General features: G+C 60.1%; 8 protein-coding genes. 3 read left to right on the forward strand and 5 right to left on the reverse strand.

From position 1 onward, the window contains the following. Nucleotides 1-4: 4 nt before the first annotated feature. Complete coding sequence (locus BA022_RS12010) at nucleotides 5-334, reverse strand: helix-turn-helix transcriptional regulator (RefSeq protein WP_088887630.1); 330 nt, start codon at nucleotides 332-334, stop codon at nucleotides 5-7. Nucleotides 335-400: 66 nt separating this feature from the next. Beyond that, complete coding sequence (locus tag BA022_RS12015; protein ID WP_088887631.1) at nucleotides 401-2,143, reverse strand: TnsD family Tn7-like transposition protein; 1,743 nt, start codon at nucleotides 2,141-2,143, stop codon at nucleotides 401-403. Nucleotides 2,144-2,437: 294 nt separating this feature from the next. Between BA022_RS12015 and BA022_RS12020 the strand changes: the two genes are divergently transcribed. Beyond that, entirely contained in the window at nucleotides 2,438-4,378 is a 1,941-nt protein-coding gene (locus BA022_RS12020; RefSeq protein WP_088887632.1) for a hypothetical protein, read from the forward strand. Continuing rightward, complete coding sequence (locus BA022_RS12025; protein WP_148665176.1) at nucleotides 4,375-6,144, forward strand: hypothetical protein; 1,770 nt, start codon at nucleotides 4,375-4,377, stop codon at nucleotides 6,142-6,144. Before BA022_RS12020 ends, BA022_RS12025 begins: the two co-directional genes overlap by 4 nt. A gap of 270 nt (nucleotides 6,145-6,414) precedes the next feature. Here the strand turns inward: BA022_RS12025 and BA022_RS12030 are convergent, their stop codons facing one another. Continuing rightward, nucleotides 6,415-8,943, reverse strand: coding sequence for a tetratricopeptide repeat protein (locus BA022_RS12030; protein WP_088887634.1), 2,529 nt, complete (start codon nucleotides 8,941-8,943; stop codon nucleotides 6,415-6,417). 844 nt (nucleotides 8,944-9,787) lie between these two features. After that, complete coding sequence (locus BA022_RS12035) at nucleotides 9,788-13,795, reverse strand: LexA family protein (protein WP_088887635.1); 4,008 nt, start codon at nucleotides 13,793-13,795, stop codon at nucleotides 9,788-9,790. A 372-nt stretch (nucleotides 13,796-14,167) separates the two neighbouring features. Between BA022_RS12035 and BA022_RS12040 the strand changes: the two genes are divergently transcribed. After that, complete coding sequence (locus BA022_RS12040; RefSeq protein ID WP_088887636.1) at nucleotides 14,168-14,791, forward strand: tyrosine-type recombinase/integrase; 624 nt, start codon at nucleotides 14,168-14,170, stop codon at nucleotides 14,789-14,791. Nucleotides 14,792-15,006: 215 nt separating this feature from the next. Here the strand turns inward: BA022_RS12040 and BA022_RS12045 are convergent, their stop codons facing one another. Then, on the reverse strand, nucleotides 15,007-15,414 hold the full coding sequence (locus BA022_RS12045) for a GNAT family N-acetyltransferase (RefSeq protein WP_088887637.1): 408 nt from the start codon (nucleotides 15,412-15,414) through the stop codon (nucleotides 15,007-15,009).

A 15,414-nucleotide genomic window follows, 5' to 3' on the forward strand; every position in this document is an offset into this window, starting at 1 on the left:
CAGATCAAGCGGGTTTGAGAATCGCCAGGGATCGAATCACGGCGGCCAATGCCTTGGCATGTGACGCCGACCCGTCCCAAGTGGTCTGAAGGGCCTCAATCAATTCCCGATTGCTGCGAACGGCATCGGCGCCAACGCCGCCTTCGAAGCGCTCCACAAAAAGGCACACCTCTTCAAACAGACGTGAGGCTCTGACGCCTTCCCCTTTGAGGATGCGGCTCACCTGAGATTGACTGGCCCCTACGTGGGCGGCGATGTCCGCTTGGGCTATTCCATGGGCCAAACAAATACGACGAGCGTTTGCTGCGCGTGCTTTGACTTCCGATTCAATCATGCACAAAGCATAACCTATTGCATATATGCATATCAAGCACGAAGCAAAATCGAAAATGGATGGGTCTTAGCGAAAAAGATCTTGGGACGGAAGATGGGCACTCAGAGCTGCCTTGATGGCTTCAAGAGTCCGCGGCAATCGGGGCAGTTGGGCCTGCTTTGCCCGCAGGTCAGGTATTTGCTGGCACAACTGCCAGAGGTGTATGCGCGATACGCCCTGCTCCTCCGTCAGGCGCAATGCTGCTTCACGAACCAGGACGCATAGTCGCTCATCTCGGGCTACCCAATCCACTGAGGGCGGTCGGGAGCGCTGGGATTCAGGAAGTGGATCCGGTTTGTGCGCGTCCAACCAGGCGCGGTCATTTCGATAGAGCCACGCATAGGTGCGTGGGTCCATGGTGCGCATCCACTTGACCCCGAGATCTCCTGAGGACTGCAACAGCTCAAGCCAAAGATTTCGAGCATGGGCCTTCGCTCTTTCGCTTCGCGCTTCAGACCAGTCTGCATGCAGCTTTGCTTCACTGAGCAGCAAACGGGTGATGGTTCCGACAGAGACTCCGGCTCGAGATGCCACTTGTTCTTTGTCAGCACCTTTGCGTAGCGCCCGAATGGCTTTAGCACGCACATCTGTGGACAGCTTCTGTGGTCGGCGTGAAATCGCTATCCCTGCCTTTGCAGCCCACATGAGCGCTGTTTGCGGGTCAACACCAACAAGGCTCGCTGCCTTGCGCACCGATTGCCCCTCTTCCTGAATGAGACGATGCAGGTGGACCATTTGCGGGTCAATGACGGGGAAGCCGGGTAGCACCGTGTTTGAGACGGTTGATTGGGTGTGCGCGCCCTTGGATTTCATTGCGAGTTCGAACCGTTGTGCAGTGCCGAACAGCCAGTGAATAAGGAGCAGGTGCCTGAGGGGATGGGTTCCCGAGCGAGGAGGTCTCAGCAACCGGCCCAATTGCGTCGCCATACCTTCCTCGTCTTGGGCGAGCGCCGCAAACTCCGGAATGCATCTGAGTGCCTCGCAGTAGCTGAGGAAGGCTGTCGCGATCTGTCCTGTGCGCAAGCTTGCGGCACCAGCAACCCATCCACGCGCCCGAAATTCTTCGCGGTAGACCTCGTACAGATCTCTCAACATTAGTGGCTTGAAGGCTCCCGACTGAACAAGATGTTCAATGAGCTCTGCGAGACTTAACAGCACAGAGCACGAAGCTGCTTCAGGGGACTGCGTGCTTGCGGAATGCAAGTCAGCCAAGCGCGGCAAGAGCCATTGGAAGCGCTCCACTCCATTGGCTTTAAGGGCTGATTGAAGCAACGGCTGCTGGTGTGCCGTACACATCCACACACCCGGGAGCTGGTGTTTCAAATGCCAATAGGCCCATCCAGTCTCCCGAAGATCTTGTTCCATACATTGCGGACAAGCCTTGAGGGGATGGTTGGCGCGAAATCGGCTTGTAAGGATGCCCAGGCGCAGCTTCAGATGGGCCACACTGGCACCGGACATACACGCGACAGCGTTTGCAGTCTCGTCTGGTGGGGCGAAAGCCGCGTAGAAATTGAGCAGTGTCCGCTCTCTCGCAATGGAATCGACCTCACCCAGCAGTGCATTCGTGCGCTGCGCGAAGGCACCAAGACTGTTGGGTAGATCATGGTGGACACCGGCACGTGCGCTGCCGAACATCAGTTGGCAGGTCTGCGCAGCTGTGATATGCCCCCAAAGCTGGTGATGACGGCTAACCAGGCTGAAGAATGTCTCGTCAGGCAGCCAGGACAGGAGCTGGTACTCGGGAAAGAGCTTGTCCGTTTCTGGCATCGCGGTAGGCTATGCCGAAGGAGGTCGCGGTGCAAGGTGTCTTGTCTTGCCGGGTTGCGAATCATCGCTGCTGGTCACCGAGGTTCAAGTATCGGCTCGGAGTCTGCAATGCAGCGGTTGCTGACCTTCGCTTGAGTGTGCGCGCTGACGGCTCTGTAGCGGATTCCTGCCCTTCGGCCCAGCTCAAACGATGAGCGATGTTTCAGAAGTCGGTTTGGCTCGAGGAGAATTCACTTCTTGCGCGGTGCGGTAACCTAACGGGCTCCCATCGCCACTACCTCGCGACCCGTACCCATGCTCACAACGCAACAGCCCGTGACCGTAGGACAACTTGCGCGCCAACTGCAGGCAGCCGATCGCGGAGAGCTCGAAATCGAGATCCCCGCCGGAGCGCAGCTCGATCTCTCTACCACTCCCGGTGCGTCGGTCGATGGCGACAAGTTGCGTTTCGCTCGCCTTGAGGACCGGAACTCGGTAGCGGCGTTGGAGGTCTTCGCTGGGTTGGGCGATCCTCCCTTTGACGAGCAGGTGGTGTGGGCTGCAGCCTATGACCTGTGGCGGTGCGAGATTGGCAACGCCGATATGGCTAGCGGAAGGTTTCTGGCTGCCGTCCACCCGTGGGTCAGTGTCCTGCGCCTGGCGACGACCCGAATTACTCGCCCGGCCGACGTCTTCGACGCCCTGCACCTCGTTGAGGCCACCCTGCCTTACCTTGAAGCGGTCGAACTACCCGATGTGGTGGCGCTTTGCGACGCCGAGCAGCCGCACACGGTGAACGACCTCGCTGGCGGGGCCTTCTATCACGCGCTGTCGCGTTGGTTCAGCAGCAAGCCAGCGGCCGCACGCGACATGGTCGAGATGCTGCTGGCACAGCAGTGCAAAACGCGTGGCAACCTGCTGGGCGCGGCCTGGATGGCGTGGTTCGCATCGGACCCGCAGGCCTCGGTCTCACGCCTCTTGGACGCAGACATACGCTTCGACTTGACCGAGCTTCACGAGGTCACCTGCTGGATCGCCGGCCGCATGCTTGCAGAACCCACCCTGTCGGCCGAGCTGGCGCCGGCGCTAGAAGCACGCATCCTGCTCCGGATTACCAACGAGGATGTCGTTCAGCGCCAGGCCGGACTGCGCGCCGCCGGCGCAGTCCTCCACCTGCGACGCACCTTCGATGAAGCCTTGCGTGCACGCATCGCCGCAGGCGACCAAGACGCGGTCGGGTGCTTAGCGCAGGCATTGTCACGCAACCACGGGGACTTGCTGCAGGAAGGCATCTTCTTCGAGTGGCTCCCGCTGTGTGTTGGGCTAGGCGATGGATTCGACTGGGCATTGGACGGGCTGGACTACAGTCTCTCTCAGCTATTGCGCCCCGAGTCGGCACACGTCGAACCAGTGATCGAGTTCCTCGAAGCCTGGGTCCGAGCCCATCTTGGCTCGACGGTAGGCAAGCGCGAGTTCGCGGACCGCTTCGATGCGTGCACGCAGGCTCTGCGGTCCCATCCCCCGTTGCTGGCCCGCGTGTTCACCAGCTGGATGCTCGCTGATGGCCAGGCTACTGCGAATGCTGCGGCGCACATGGTCTCAGATATTCGATCCGATGGCCGTATGGCTATCGAGTTTGATCGAGCGGTGCTCGACACTGCCACGGAGGCCGACCTGTTGTATGTGGTCAGGCGGATGCTTGGCTTCCTGATTGAGCCCAAGCAGATGATCACGTTAGCTTTGTCCTTGCTGGATTTGCGCAACGCAAAGGAGCGCGTATTGCCCTTTCTTCGGTGGGTTCTCTACGAAGAAATCGGCTATGACTACCCAGGAACAACGAGCGACGCATTAAAGCAACGGGCCGCACAGGAAAAGGACGCTGACGTGAAAGAACAGCTGGGCAGCATCGCAGCGCAGTTGGAGGCTGACATGTCTGCGCTGGAGGCGCTACCGCGCCTGCGCGAACTCAAAGTTCCAATGGCCCTGCGTCGAGATCTCGCTAAAGCCCGTGCCAAGGCGATGCAGAGTTCTATTCGCGAGACGCAAAAGCAATCAGTCTTTGCGCAACTCGTCACGCAGGTGCACATCAAGGCCGGCGAGACTAGCTTTCAACACTATGGCGAATCGTGGACCGAGCCCATGCACTTTGCATCTCACTCCGTGTCGTTCGAGATGCCTCGGCGCGAGGTCCTCGATCCCGTTGGCAATGCCTACCGGAGACTGCAACTGCGTACAACCAAGCGGGATCTCACGTGAATGCCGGTAACCCAATGCGCCTGGCGCTCTCGCACTACCTACGGACGCTGCGAGAACGCGACGAGTTCGACCGGCTGCTGCCCGAGTTGTTGACACAGATGGGCTATGTACCACTGGTCAAGCCCAAGGCTGGGGTGCGCCAGTTCGGTGTCGACTTCCCGGCGGCAGGCCGATCTCTGACGGATGGCGTCGATGAGTTGCTGCTGTTCGTCATTAAACAGGGGGACATTGGCCGACGCACCTGGACAGGTGATCCCAACGCCGTGCGTGAGAGCATGGACGAGATCATCGATGTCTGGCTCGCCAGCCATGTACCGCCCGAGTACAAAGACCACCGCAAAGTGATCGTGGTTGCAACCACAGGCGACCTTGGCCAGGAAGTGCAGCCTAACTGGGTGGGCTTTGCCACACGCCATCCCCAGCTCCACTTCGAGTTTTGGGGCGCGGACGAGGTATCCGACTTGGTCGAGGCGCACCTGCTGAACGAACACCTCTTTGACGGTCAGGACCGAGCCGACCTGCGCAAGGCGCTGGTGATGGGCGCCGACAGCGACTACCGTTTTGAGCACCTCTGCAAACTCATGCTTCGCCAACTGGGCATCGCGCCCGATGGCCAGTTGGATGAGAAAGGAGCACAGCAAACCGTCCCGGCACTACTCAAGGCACTGCGCCGGGTACATCTGGCTGCATTGGTTTGCTCGCACTGGGCCGACGGCGAGAGCGAGCGCCGCCAGGCGCTCTGGGTGATGGAGCGCACGCTGCTGTGGTGCTTCCATCGTGTCGTCCTGCAATCGCTGCAAGAGCGGCAGGACGTCCGTGAGGTGATACGAGATATCTGGGGCTCCTACCTGCAAGCGGCCAGCCGCTACTACGACGCCGTGGCTGCACACATCCGCTTAAAGGACGGCCTGTCGGGGTATACGCGAGAAGGCGCTGAGTATTCGGTGCTGCTGCTCGAACAGGTTGGCCTCCTCGCTTCAATCGGACTCTCGGCTGCCTTGGTGGAGCCGGGCCAGGATGACGCGTGGCGGGCGCGCTCCAGCGAATTCGCGACTGCGCTTGCCGCCATGCTGCGTAACCACGAAGCGGCAGCCTCTCCGCGACTGGATGCACAAGTGATCGACATTTGTCTGGCTCTGGTGCTGTTCATCCAAACGGGGCAGCACGACCTAGCGCGCTGGTGGACTGCCGAGATCACGGGGCGCCTGAATTTCGTGTTCAGGATCGGCCGTATGTTCCCGGTGGGCTCCGACTCCCTCGACGATCTGGTCGAGCTTGAGGTGCATGGCACCGACGAGTTCAAAGGCCTTATGCGCCGCCACTCGTGGCTACTGGCCACCATGGGGTCCTGGTGTGCGATGCAGGGCCAGGACAACGTATACCAGGGTCTCGCCGAGAGCCATGCCAAGGAATATCCTGATTTAGGCAGTCAGCTCTGGCATCCAACGGCCGACTGGGCATCAAGCTGGTATTTTGGGCCAGCGCACCAGGAAAGCGGTAGCACCGAAGCTCCCTATACCTTGCCAGCATCGGCGCAAACTCTGCGCGACCGCATAGCGCAATTCAACGCGACTGGCCGCCTTCGATGGGAGGAAAACTCGCCGGCCTTGGCAATGGGCTTGTGGCCGTTGGACTTCATCGCGTGCCGGCATTTCAGAACACCCGTGCCAGCATCGATGTGGTACTACTTAGACTGCAAACCGCCGAACGGCGATGAAGAGGTCACAGTGCCTCCCACGCTGTCTCTTTCAGTTCCCGTGCGTTGAAACACGCCGGGCCCTATTCGACCTCACCCGTCGCGCAAGCAGTGCCCAAGCCCTACAGGATCTTCGGCATGAGGTTCAATCGCGCGTGAATCCTCTTCACATCCAGAACGTACAGAAGAAGGGCTGCTCCAGACAGGACGTCTATCAGGTCATCTGCAGCCTGTACTCTTCCGGTTTCGCTGGTGCTTTGATGGTTGCTCAAACTAGGTTCCTTGAAAAATAAACCTGCAACCGAGGCCGACTCGGCGATCACGAAGGTGCCCGGGCGGCCTACAGCAGGGTATAGGTTTGGTACGCCCCATAGCAGAACGGCTGTTGCCTCAGGTTATCCATCTGCGTCAGTAAATCCGGCGAGATCGTCGTGCCCGCAGGGAATGCCCGAAGCAGCAAAGCCGAAAGCTCTTCGACGGGGAGTTCGACCAACTTGGCAAGCGCCGTGCTCGCGGCCTGCGATGGATGAACGTCGCGCAGACCCGGGGCGAAGAGCGAGGTGAATACCAGGTTGAATCGGTCCAGGATTGCCCACGACGCGGCCAGGACTTCCGAGCGGCCGTTCAGGAGAAAAACGACGGGAAACCCCATCAATTCGTGCGCACGAAACTGCTGCTGATGGTTACGGTTGACGAGCCCCCCGCTGTGGCAGGTGCCCAGAACCGCGAGGCGATGCGGCCACCGGAAGGTCGCACCCTGGAGATGCATCAGGCTCATGACGCTCCTTGTGCCATGCCCTGCCATGTCAGCCATGAACGGATCCTTGTACAGGCCGACAGAGACGCCGTGATGGGACAGGACAAGTGTATCGGTCGACGCCATCCGCTCCTCGAACACATCCCATTCCGGGTTCTCCAGCACGGTCCCGACCCTACCGACTCCTCGGAAGAATCCCTCGACGTCCGCCCGGTCATATCGAAGGTCAGATTCGCTTTCGACGATGCCCAGACAGGCATCGGGCGCACCGGCTACGCGCTGGGCCGGATATAGCGCGATGCAGGTGCGCACGTCGAACCCACCGGCAGCCATGCGGGCGCGAATCCCGGGATGTCCCACCATCACCAGATTGATCGGCGTCAAGTCCATCCCATCAGGAAGGAAGATGACGCCCTTGCAGCTGGCCTCCGCCAGTTCGTCCAACACGGGGGCGAGTGCGTGTAACAGCGCCGTCTGGTAATCGCAGACGGCCCGGCCGAGCGCCTTCGTGGCGGCCTTGCCCGGGTCCTGGCGATGCTGTGCCAAGGCCCCGTAGAACGCAAGAGTCTGTGCCTCCGGCAAGGTGCACAGGACATACCGGTCCCCAAGCAGCAGCAACAGCTTGTGGTCGGCGGTAAGCAGGTTCACAAGTAGTGCGTAGCCTTCGTCAAGCCTCTGCAGAATGACCGCTGCGCTGCGGTCGGATGTGGCGTTCTGAAAGGGTCGGCCGACGCCGTGCCGGGCGCTCGCCCTGTCCGCGTACTCGGCGATGTCGCGCCAGGGATCGGGTTTCGCAATCGCAGACATGGGATCGTCGTACTTCTCGTGATAACCGAACAGGTGCGGCGACCCGTGGTGTGCGAGGTGGCTGACCAAGCGCTCGAGTTCGTCCCGCTCTTGCGGGGCGAGCTCCGAGGCCAGCGCCCCCGCCCATTTCAGGAAGTGCAGCCAGTCCGACACGCGGTTGGCGCGCGTGGCGGCAATCACGCCGACCACGTCCGTGGCGCGGCCGGCGACGGGAAGGTCGGAGAGGAGCCGCTCCATTCGTCGGATATAGCGATCGCGAAATCCGCGGCGGTAATGCAGCTTCTCGACTAGGGCAACCCCTGCCTCCAGATGTACTGCGGCGCGCTGCAGGCAAGCAACCGCCTCGACGGGATCGCCCATGGCGATGGCATTCCGCGAAGCAATCAACTCCAACTCCAGACGATGCTCGGAATCAACGTCTTCGAGCGACGACATCAGCGCGCGTGCATCAGACAACCGCTCTCTGGCAGGACCGGGCTCGCCCAGCTCGCGAAGGCATGCCGACAGGTTCATGAGCACCACGGGCCGCGCGGCATCGCGTGGTATCAGCGTCGCGAGGATATCCTCATAGGCGGTCCGGGCTGCGGCATGGTTTCCGGTTTGGAACAGCGCCGTCGCGCGATTGACGGCCAGATGCGCGGGTACGGGCGTTTCCAGTTCGGCGTACTTTTGCATCAGCGTGGGCCAGACCTCTTCGGCGTAAGCGTGGTCCTCCTCCTGAAGGCAGATCGCATGAAGCGCGCCGATGGTGTCCGCATACGGCTGCAGCAAGCTGTGATCGCGGGCCAGCTCTTCCGCCTGTGCCAGGGATTGGTAGGCCGGCTGGAATGCACCGAAATCGGCAAAAAGGTTCGCCGCGGCAATTAAGGTCTTGATAGCCTTTTCGATTTGTCCTAGTTGCTCATACAACCGAACCACCTCGTAGAGAACGTGCGGCACGTGGTCGGCCTTGGCGTTGCCCGGCAACAGGCGGCTGACATTCTCTGCCGCAGACAGCGCCGCCAGGTCAATGCCGCCCGTGCTCGTCAAGTCGACGAGCTGTTCGAGGTATCGCCTGACGCGCTCGGTGTCTCCGGATAAGCAGCTTGCGCACACCGCAGTGTTCAAGGCGTAGGCAAAGGTCACTGGACGGTTTTCGCTCGAGAGCACTTCGACGGCGATATACGCACAGGCCCTCGCATCCTCGGATTCGGCCACGGTCTGCTGGAGCGCATCGTCGAGCATGTCCAGTTCGAAATCCGAGTCGGGATCAGCAATGAGAGCCCGAAAGTGGCGTTCGAAGGTCGCGGGATTGAAATCGATCATCGGCGGTGAGCAGTGGCAGAGTACCGGGCAATCTCCAGCTCGGCGTGGAAAATTGCGCGTTGATTGTCTTCCCTTCTGCGACCGGCGACAGCAAGCATGAGCGCAAGCTTCGCCGAACAGCGGATGGTCGTTTGATGCAATTTTCGCCGTGCAGACATGAGTCGCCATAGGCAGCGAGGGCGTCCAGCCGTTGGAGCTGCTGAACTTACCCAGTGCTGCAGAATTTATAAGAAGACTAGCCTAAAGCGATGACTAAAAGGCAACTCAATTGGCGGCCTTGAAGTTCTTCCGGTCGATGCTGGCATCAATCGCGATCTTCCTGGACCGCTTTAAGTATGTCGTCCTTCCATATAAGGTTCTCCGGCTCCAACAGCCGCTCACGGGCGCTGCTGCCGTTCACGCCCGCCATTTGAGTGACTCAGATCAGCCTGAAGCTGCCGAAGTGCGGTCAAGTCAGCTCCGCAGCGGGAGCGGCCGGTTGCGTACGGCCAGCGTACTCACGGTCTGCGCCGTCAACCCGACATTCAGTTCAGCGGCCGGCGTTGGTCGTAGTGGCAGCTTTGCGACGTACTGCCGACGGGGTTTCCCTGGCCGACCCTATACGGCCGGCGGTCCTAAAATTTGAATACCCTGGAGCGTCAAGGCGCGCGGCGAGCCCGTCGGCTGAGCCCCCTCGAGGGCCCGTTCTGCATGATCCGCAAATCGCGATCATGGCCGTGACGTCACCCAGCAAGTCCAGGGTGACGTCAGCCGCTCTGCGAATACAGGCCCCAGATACTGGTAAGGGACGAGCGACAAATCGCTGGAGCACCGCCCAGCTCACGCCGAGCGCGAACCCGTGGTGCTATTCAAAGCGCTCATTGCGCGCCTTGTGCGCCTCAAGCTCCCGCCTCGTCTCCCGGTCAATTGTGAGCAACACACGGCTTCTCCAACTAGCGACGGCATTGGCATTTTCCGGACCCAGTGCGTCCGTCAACTGATCCAACAACGGTAGTCGCTGCCGGATTGCCTCTGCCCGAGAGCCACTCCATCCAGAGGGTTCGACAAGTTCTACGAGCTCGGCACCGACAGCTACAGGATCGGGTGAGTTTTGCAGCAGCGTCATAACACGCTCGGACCACTTCGGCGTCTGGCCGCTCTCCGCAACCGCGAACGCAGGCAACAAGGACGCGACCCGAGTCCATCTCTGCGGTGATCCGGCGCGACACCAGTCCATGAGCGCATCGATCGAAATCTCGGTTAACGCGCTAGATCTACGGCCCCCGGCAAGCTCGTGGCGACGCATGTAGCGGTTGTCAGAGCCATCCTCATCACCGACCAGCGCATCCAAGGCGGGGTGTGGTTGAACCTTGAATAAGGCCGCAATCGTTTCGGTGAGGTCATAGCGTGAGAGCGCGTGGTCCTCGAACTTTTGGCGCAACTTTGAGAGTAGGGTGCGTGCCGTCGATTCCCCCTCAGGTCCGCAAAGAAACTTCTTGATCACTCCGGAAAGCTCATGATCTAGCCGACCACGGTGGCTAGCTAGGTAGGCGTTCGCTATCAATGTGTGAGCAACTGCTGTCACGCAGGGGCCGATCGGATGGTCATTTCCATGGATGTGCATGTATAGAACATCGATGGCGACACTCAGGCCATCCGGCTTGATACTCAATTTCTGCAGCAGTCGGGCAAGAAGGTCGTCCGACAAGTGTTCAGTTGCGCGGCCGATCGCAAGATGCTGAAACGCCCACGCGGTAATGGCTGGGTTGTCCATGGACGCAAGCAAGCGACTGCATCCTGACTCATCGAGAGGGGCGCTCAACTGAAGTACTGGAACCCAAGGCGCAAGAGCTGCACGGCCCATTGCCTCGTCGAGGCAGCTCTCGAAGGTGTCTCGATCCCGGTAATGCATCGCATGTAAAAAACCCCGAAGGACCTGAACATTACGCTGCTCATCAGGCGTGTCTTCAAAGGCCTTTGTCATTTCCGCCCAGCATGCGCTCAACGATTCCACAGCGTCGGCCAAGCCTCGCCCAAAGCTCCAATGTCGACCTTGCTGATTCGTCACAAGCAGAGGTAGTAGGACATCGAAGGCTGCTGGGTCATTGCCGACGAGCTCTCCGAGCTCCTTTGCGCGCACTTCGGCAAGCTCGTAGCCAGAGACGTCGTCCTCCCCGTCTGCGTAGTCCAGTCCGGCGGCATAGTTGGCCAGCACCGTCGCCTTCACACGGGCGACGAGCGTCTTGGGACGTGATCGCTCCTCCAGCTTCTTAAGCCGTTGGAGCGCTTCGGCGCGAAGCGACTTTTTGTCGAACTGGATGGTTTGCCGGATGGCCAGCCATCCACGTTCCCAGCCCGAATCAATCAGCCGCTCAGAGACAGACTCCAGCACGTCGGCCATGCCGGCAAATGACCAGAGCGCCCGAAAGCGCTTGGCCAGAAGATCTCGCGCCTCAGAGACCCACGGCCCGCTTCCCGTGGCCACTTCTGCGGCGAGATTGATAAAGGTAGCGAACCAATCGTGGATCGCTTTCCCTCGCGGGTGGTAGCCATAGTCGCGCACGCGAGCGCCGAACTCGAACTCGTAGCTTGACGAGAAATGATGCGCCTCCATGCAGGAGTCGAGTGCTTCCAAGCCAATTTTTCCCAGCACTGCGTCACCAGACTCCAGTGCTCCTCGAATCCAATTGGCGCGTTGCTCAGTTGTAGCGTGTGTGCCAGATAGGTAGAGCGTGAAGAGGGATTTGATGACGGATCGCGTGGGATCCATGCGCTCATCCTCAGCCTCAGTGCTCGCAAAAGCGACAAGGACGCTCAGGCATTCGTTGAAGTGCTCTGCCTCGTAGGCAATGGATCGGACCAGACGAACAAGGCTGGTGCGTGAGGGTGCTTTCGCTGACAGCAGCTGTGCGGCTGCAGGACCCTCGACGGCTCGCTTGATAGCGGACAGCGTTTCTGCAGGAGAAACTGGTGCAATGTTGGACAGAACTTCGAGCAGGAAAGGAGACAGGCCCGCTAAGTCCCCCAGTAGACCGTCCTCTGCCAGCCAGCTGCTGGCAATTCTCTTGGCAGATGGTGAGGTGTGCAGGTAGCCGAGCCGCCGAGAGAAAGAGCGCAGCAATCGACCTTGTGGCGCCACCAGCTTCGCGTGCAGTAGTGCGTGTGGAATGGACTCAAGTGCTTGAGCCGCAAGTGGGTTCGCGATCGCATGAGGAAGAATGGCCCGCCACTTGCCTCGGCGCTGTGCCAAGCCACGTTGCTGGAGGTCATTCACATGCCGGTAGAGCGTCAGAGGCGAGAGCCCAGCGAGTGCGGATAGCGCGCTGAGCTCGCCTTCCAGGTCTTCGCCATCGAACGAGTAGACGAGGGAGCATGCCTCGGCTGCGACCTTCAGTTCGCGATGCACTTCCTTGCCGAGCCAGAATAGGCGATCGAACAAGGCACGATCGGTCAGTCCAGCGAGCGAGTCATTGGAGCCCATCGTGTTAGCCAATGCGATTGCGACGCGGGAGTTGCCATCCGCGAATTCGGTGATGGTCTGGGCATTGACCTGCGAGATATGCGGAAACTGCTGCTCGATTACTTTCGCGATGAGGTCTGGGGACGCGGCGTCAAGTTGAAAGACGCTGGTCTCAAGAGGCAAGTCCTCGCGAATGTCGTATTCGATCGTCAACAGGCTCACGCGATCAGATATCTTGCAGCGCGCAGTGAGCTGACTGTGAAGGTCAGAGCCACAGTTGTCGACAACCAGAACCGCCCTACGGCGCGAGGCGAGCAGTTCGTCGAGTAGTGCCAAGGGGGTTGGGTTTGAGCCTTCCCCTGTGTCCGTATAGATCGCATGGCTCTGGGGGAGCGCCTCGGGGGCTGCCTCTTCTTCGAAGAGCGCCTGCGCAAAGCGCGTCTTGCCAACGCCGGATAGACCTGTCAAGCGAATCGAGGTCCCCCCAGTTCTCAGCATTGACCTGATCTTGCGGAGGCCGTCGGTCAAGGTGAGACCGTTCTCCCGATCGTGTGGGTCAAACAACCGATGTTTCTCATCGGGGAGGAAGGGCTGCGCCTTGCCATCGCGCGTGTTCGACCATTGGCCATAAGGACGCCAACCCTGAAGGGCACGCCCCAACTGGCTTAGGACCCATGCGACAACGCCAGGATGCCGATTGGTCCAGTCGGCCAATCTCCGTGCGTCGTAATAGTCGACAAAGGCGGTCGCGGCTTCGGCTTCGCCGGCCACTGCGGCTTTCATTGCTCCGACGCGCCGCTGGTATTCGGCATCTGCCACGGTGTCGGATGTCGCGATGATGTAAGCGCCGTTTCGTTGGACCAACTCCCGGATCGAGGATCGCAGAACACCCCCGGGGCACATCTCTTTCTGGATCTCGCTCAGTCCCATCTTGGTCGCTTTGACCTGGAAGCCGACAACGCTTCGCTCGAAGTGAGACTTTTTGGCGTCCTGGTCGGAGAGCTGAACCCTGACGTCGATGCCCCCATCAGGGGCACGCTGGTCACCGCCCCATGTCACCGGTATCGGCGGAAGTTCGGCGTCAGCCAAGCGGGCGATGCAAAGACGCGCAACGAGGCCTCGAAGATCAGTATCGGAGAGATCCCCGACATCTCGGGGGGCGATTTCGAAAAGTTGCTGTGCGCTTTGAGGTGTCGGCTTGCTTTTCTTGGGGCGAGCTCCTCTAGATCGCCCGCGGGTCACTTCGAGGTCGCCGCTATCTTCCAGTGCGCGCACGTGTTTTTGCGCCGCACTACGCGACGCGAACCCGCAGGCTGTAGCAATCTCATCAAGCGTGGGTGGGCGACCATCCGCCTCTACTCTGGCCTGGATGAATGCCAAGACTTGACGTCTGCGGTCGTCAGATTTTTTCATGGAGAACAAATGTACTCTTGACAGAGAACATTTATCAACATTCCTCAAAGGGCTTGCGGATCTCGACCAGGGCTCGAGGTGTGTTCGACCGGCAACTGACTGATGTCAGAAGAGCGGCGGCCATACTTGGACAGCCATAACCCGTCCTGATCGAAGCAGCCGTCCAGACCACTGCCCTCGAATGACTCGATTCAGCCTTTTCCTGACGTTCGCTCGGCGGCCCCGAACGACCGGTGATGGCCGAGATGTTGAGTTCATGGCTATGCCATGAAGCTGACAGTCATAGGGCTGTGGCAGCCGAGCATCACTAGTCGCTCTGGCGAGTCGAAGCCAGCGCATCCTGTGTGCCCCTCAACTCGATGGGAGACCATCATGGCATCCACAGGTAATACCGCTCATCGCGAGCCGTGGAACAAGGGCAAGATCGTCGGGCAGAAGGCTCCGTTCAAGCTGAAGGATATCTGGGCGCTGCGCGTAAGGCTTCAGATGGAAGGCCGGGTGCGCGAGCTTGCTCTCTTCAACTTGGGCATCGATAGCAAGCTGCGAGGATGCGACCTCGTCGCCCTCAAGGTTCGGGATGTATGCCACGGCGACCAGGTGGCATCGCGCGCGGTTGTCATGCAGCACAAGACTCAGCGTCCAGTGCAGTTCGAGATCACGCAGGCTGCCCGTGACGCCTTGCAAGCCTGGATCAAGCTGGCTGGGCTGAAATCAGAGGACTTCCTGTTTCCAAGCAGGCTGCACGAATCGCCACATCTCGGAACACGGCAGTACGCCCGAATCCTCGGTCACTGGGTTGACGAGCTAGGCCCGGACCGCATGGAGTACGGGACGCACTCGATGCGCAGGACAAAGGCGACACTGATCTACCGCCGCACAAAGAACCTGCGCGCTGTCCAGTTGTTGCTCGGCCACTCGAAGTTGGAGTCAACAGTGAGGTACCTGGGTATCGAAGTAGACGATGCCCTTGAGATCTCAGAACAGACGGAGATTTGAAGTTGTCGCTGGCGGCCACCCTGGAAGCTGCGGCAGGGTGGCCGTCCTCAACGGCCGCAATGTGGCGCTGGGCCAAACTGATACTTTCGGCCATAAGCTGCCAGCGACGGCAGGGGGAAGCGGTCGCTCAACGTTTGACATGAGGGGTGACCGACCGGCGCAGCCGGTTGGGCATCCCCTCGATGGAATGGTTAGGCGTCTTCAGGGCGCCAAGCTCAGTGCTCATTGCCTGCGTACACCCACATCGGTTCGGTTCTTCCTGCACGCTCGAACCCCATCGATCTGTAAAACTCGACGGCATCCCCATCGGCAGTGAGCATCTTCTGATGGAAGCCTTCATATCTCTCCATCAGTGCGCCCATCATCGCCCTGCCAACGCCTTGGCGCTGGAACTCGGGATGCACCAGCATGTGCGGGAAGTAAACCACGAGGTGACCGTCGGATATTGCGTTGCCCAGGCCGACCAGCCGCCCGGCGATGCGCGCCGTGACCAGTGCATGTGAGTTCCGGAGCGCGGCGAGAAGCTGCTGCGGTTTCTCCGCAGATGACCAAGCATTCGCCTTGTAAAGCGCGAGTACCTCCTCGTCGCTCAGCGAGTCATTCAGGGACACAGCTACAGACAT

The organism is Diaphorobacter nitroreducens (assembly GCF_002214645.1).
Taxonomy (GTDB): Bacteria; Pseudomonadota; Gammaproteobacteria; order Burkholderiales; family Burkholderiaceae_C; genus Diaphorobacter; species Diaphorobacter nitroreducens.

Coding starts and splice junctions, on each gene's coding strand:
- BA022_RS12010 (WP_088887630.1), bottom strand. CDS start 334: ATGATTGAATCGGAAGTCAAAGCACGCGCAGCAAACGCTCGTCGTATT.
- BA022_RS12015 (WP_088887631.1), bottom strand. CDS start 2,143: ATGCCAGAAACGGACAAGCTCTTTCCCGAGTACCAGCTCCTGTCCTGG.
- BA022_RS12020 (WP_088887632.1), top strand. CDS start 2,438: ATGCTCACAACGCAACAGCCCGTGACCGTAGGACAACTTGCGCGCCAA.
- BA022_RS12030 (WP_088887634.1), bottom strand. CDS start 8,943: ATGATCGATTTCAATCCCGCGACCTTCGAACGCCACTTTCGGGCTCTC.
- BA022_RS12035 (WP_088887635.1), bottom strand. CDS start 13,795: ATGAAAAAATCTGACGACCGCAGACGTCAAGTCTTGGCATTCATCCAG.
- BA022_RS12040 (WP_088887636.1), top strand. CDS start 14,168: ATGGCATCCACAGGTAATACCGCTCATCGCGAGCCGTGGAACAAGGGC.
- BA022_RS12045 (WP_088887637.1), bottom strand. CDS start 15,414: ATGTCTGTAGCTGTGTCCCTGAATGACTCGCTGAGCGACGAGGAGGTA.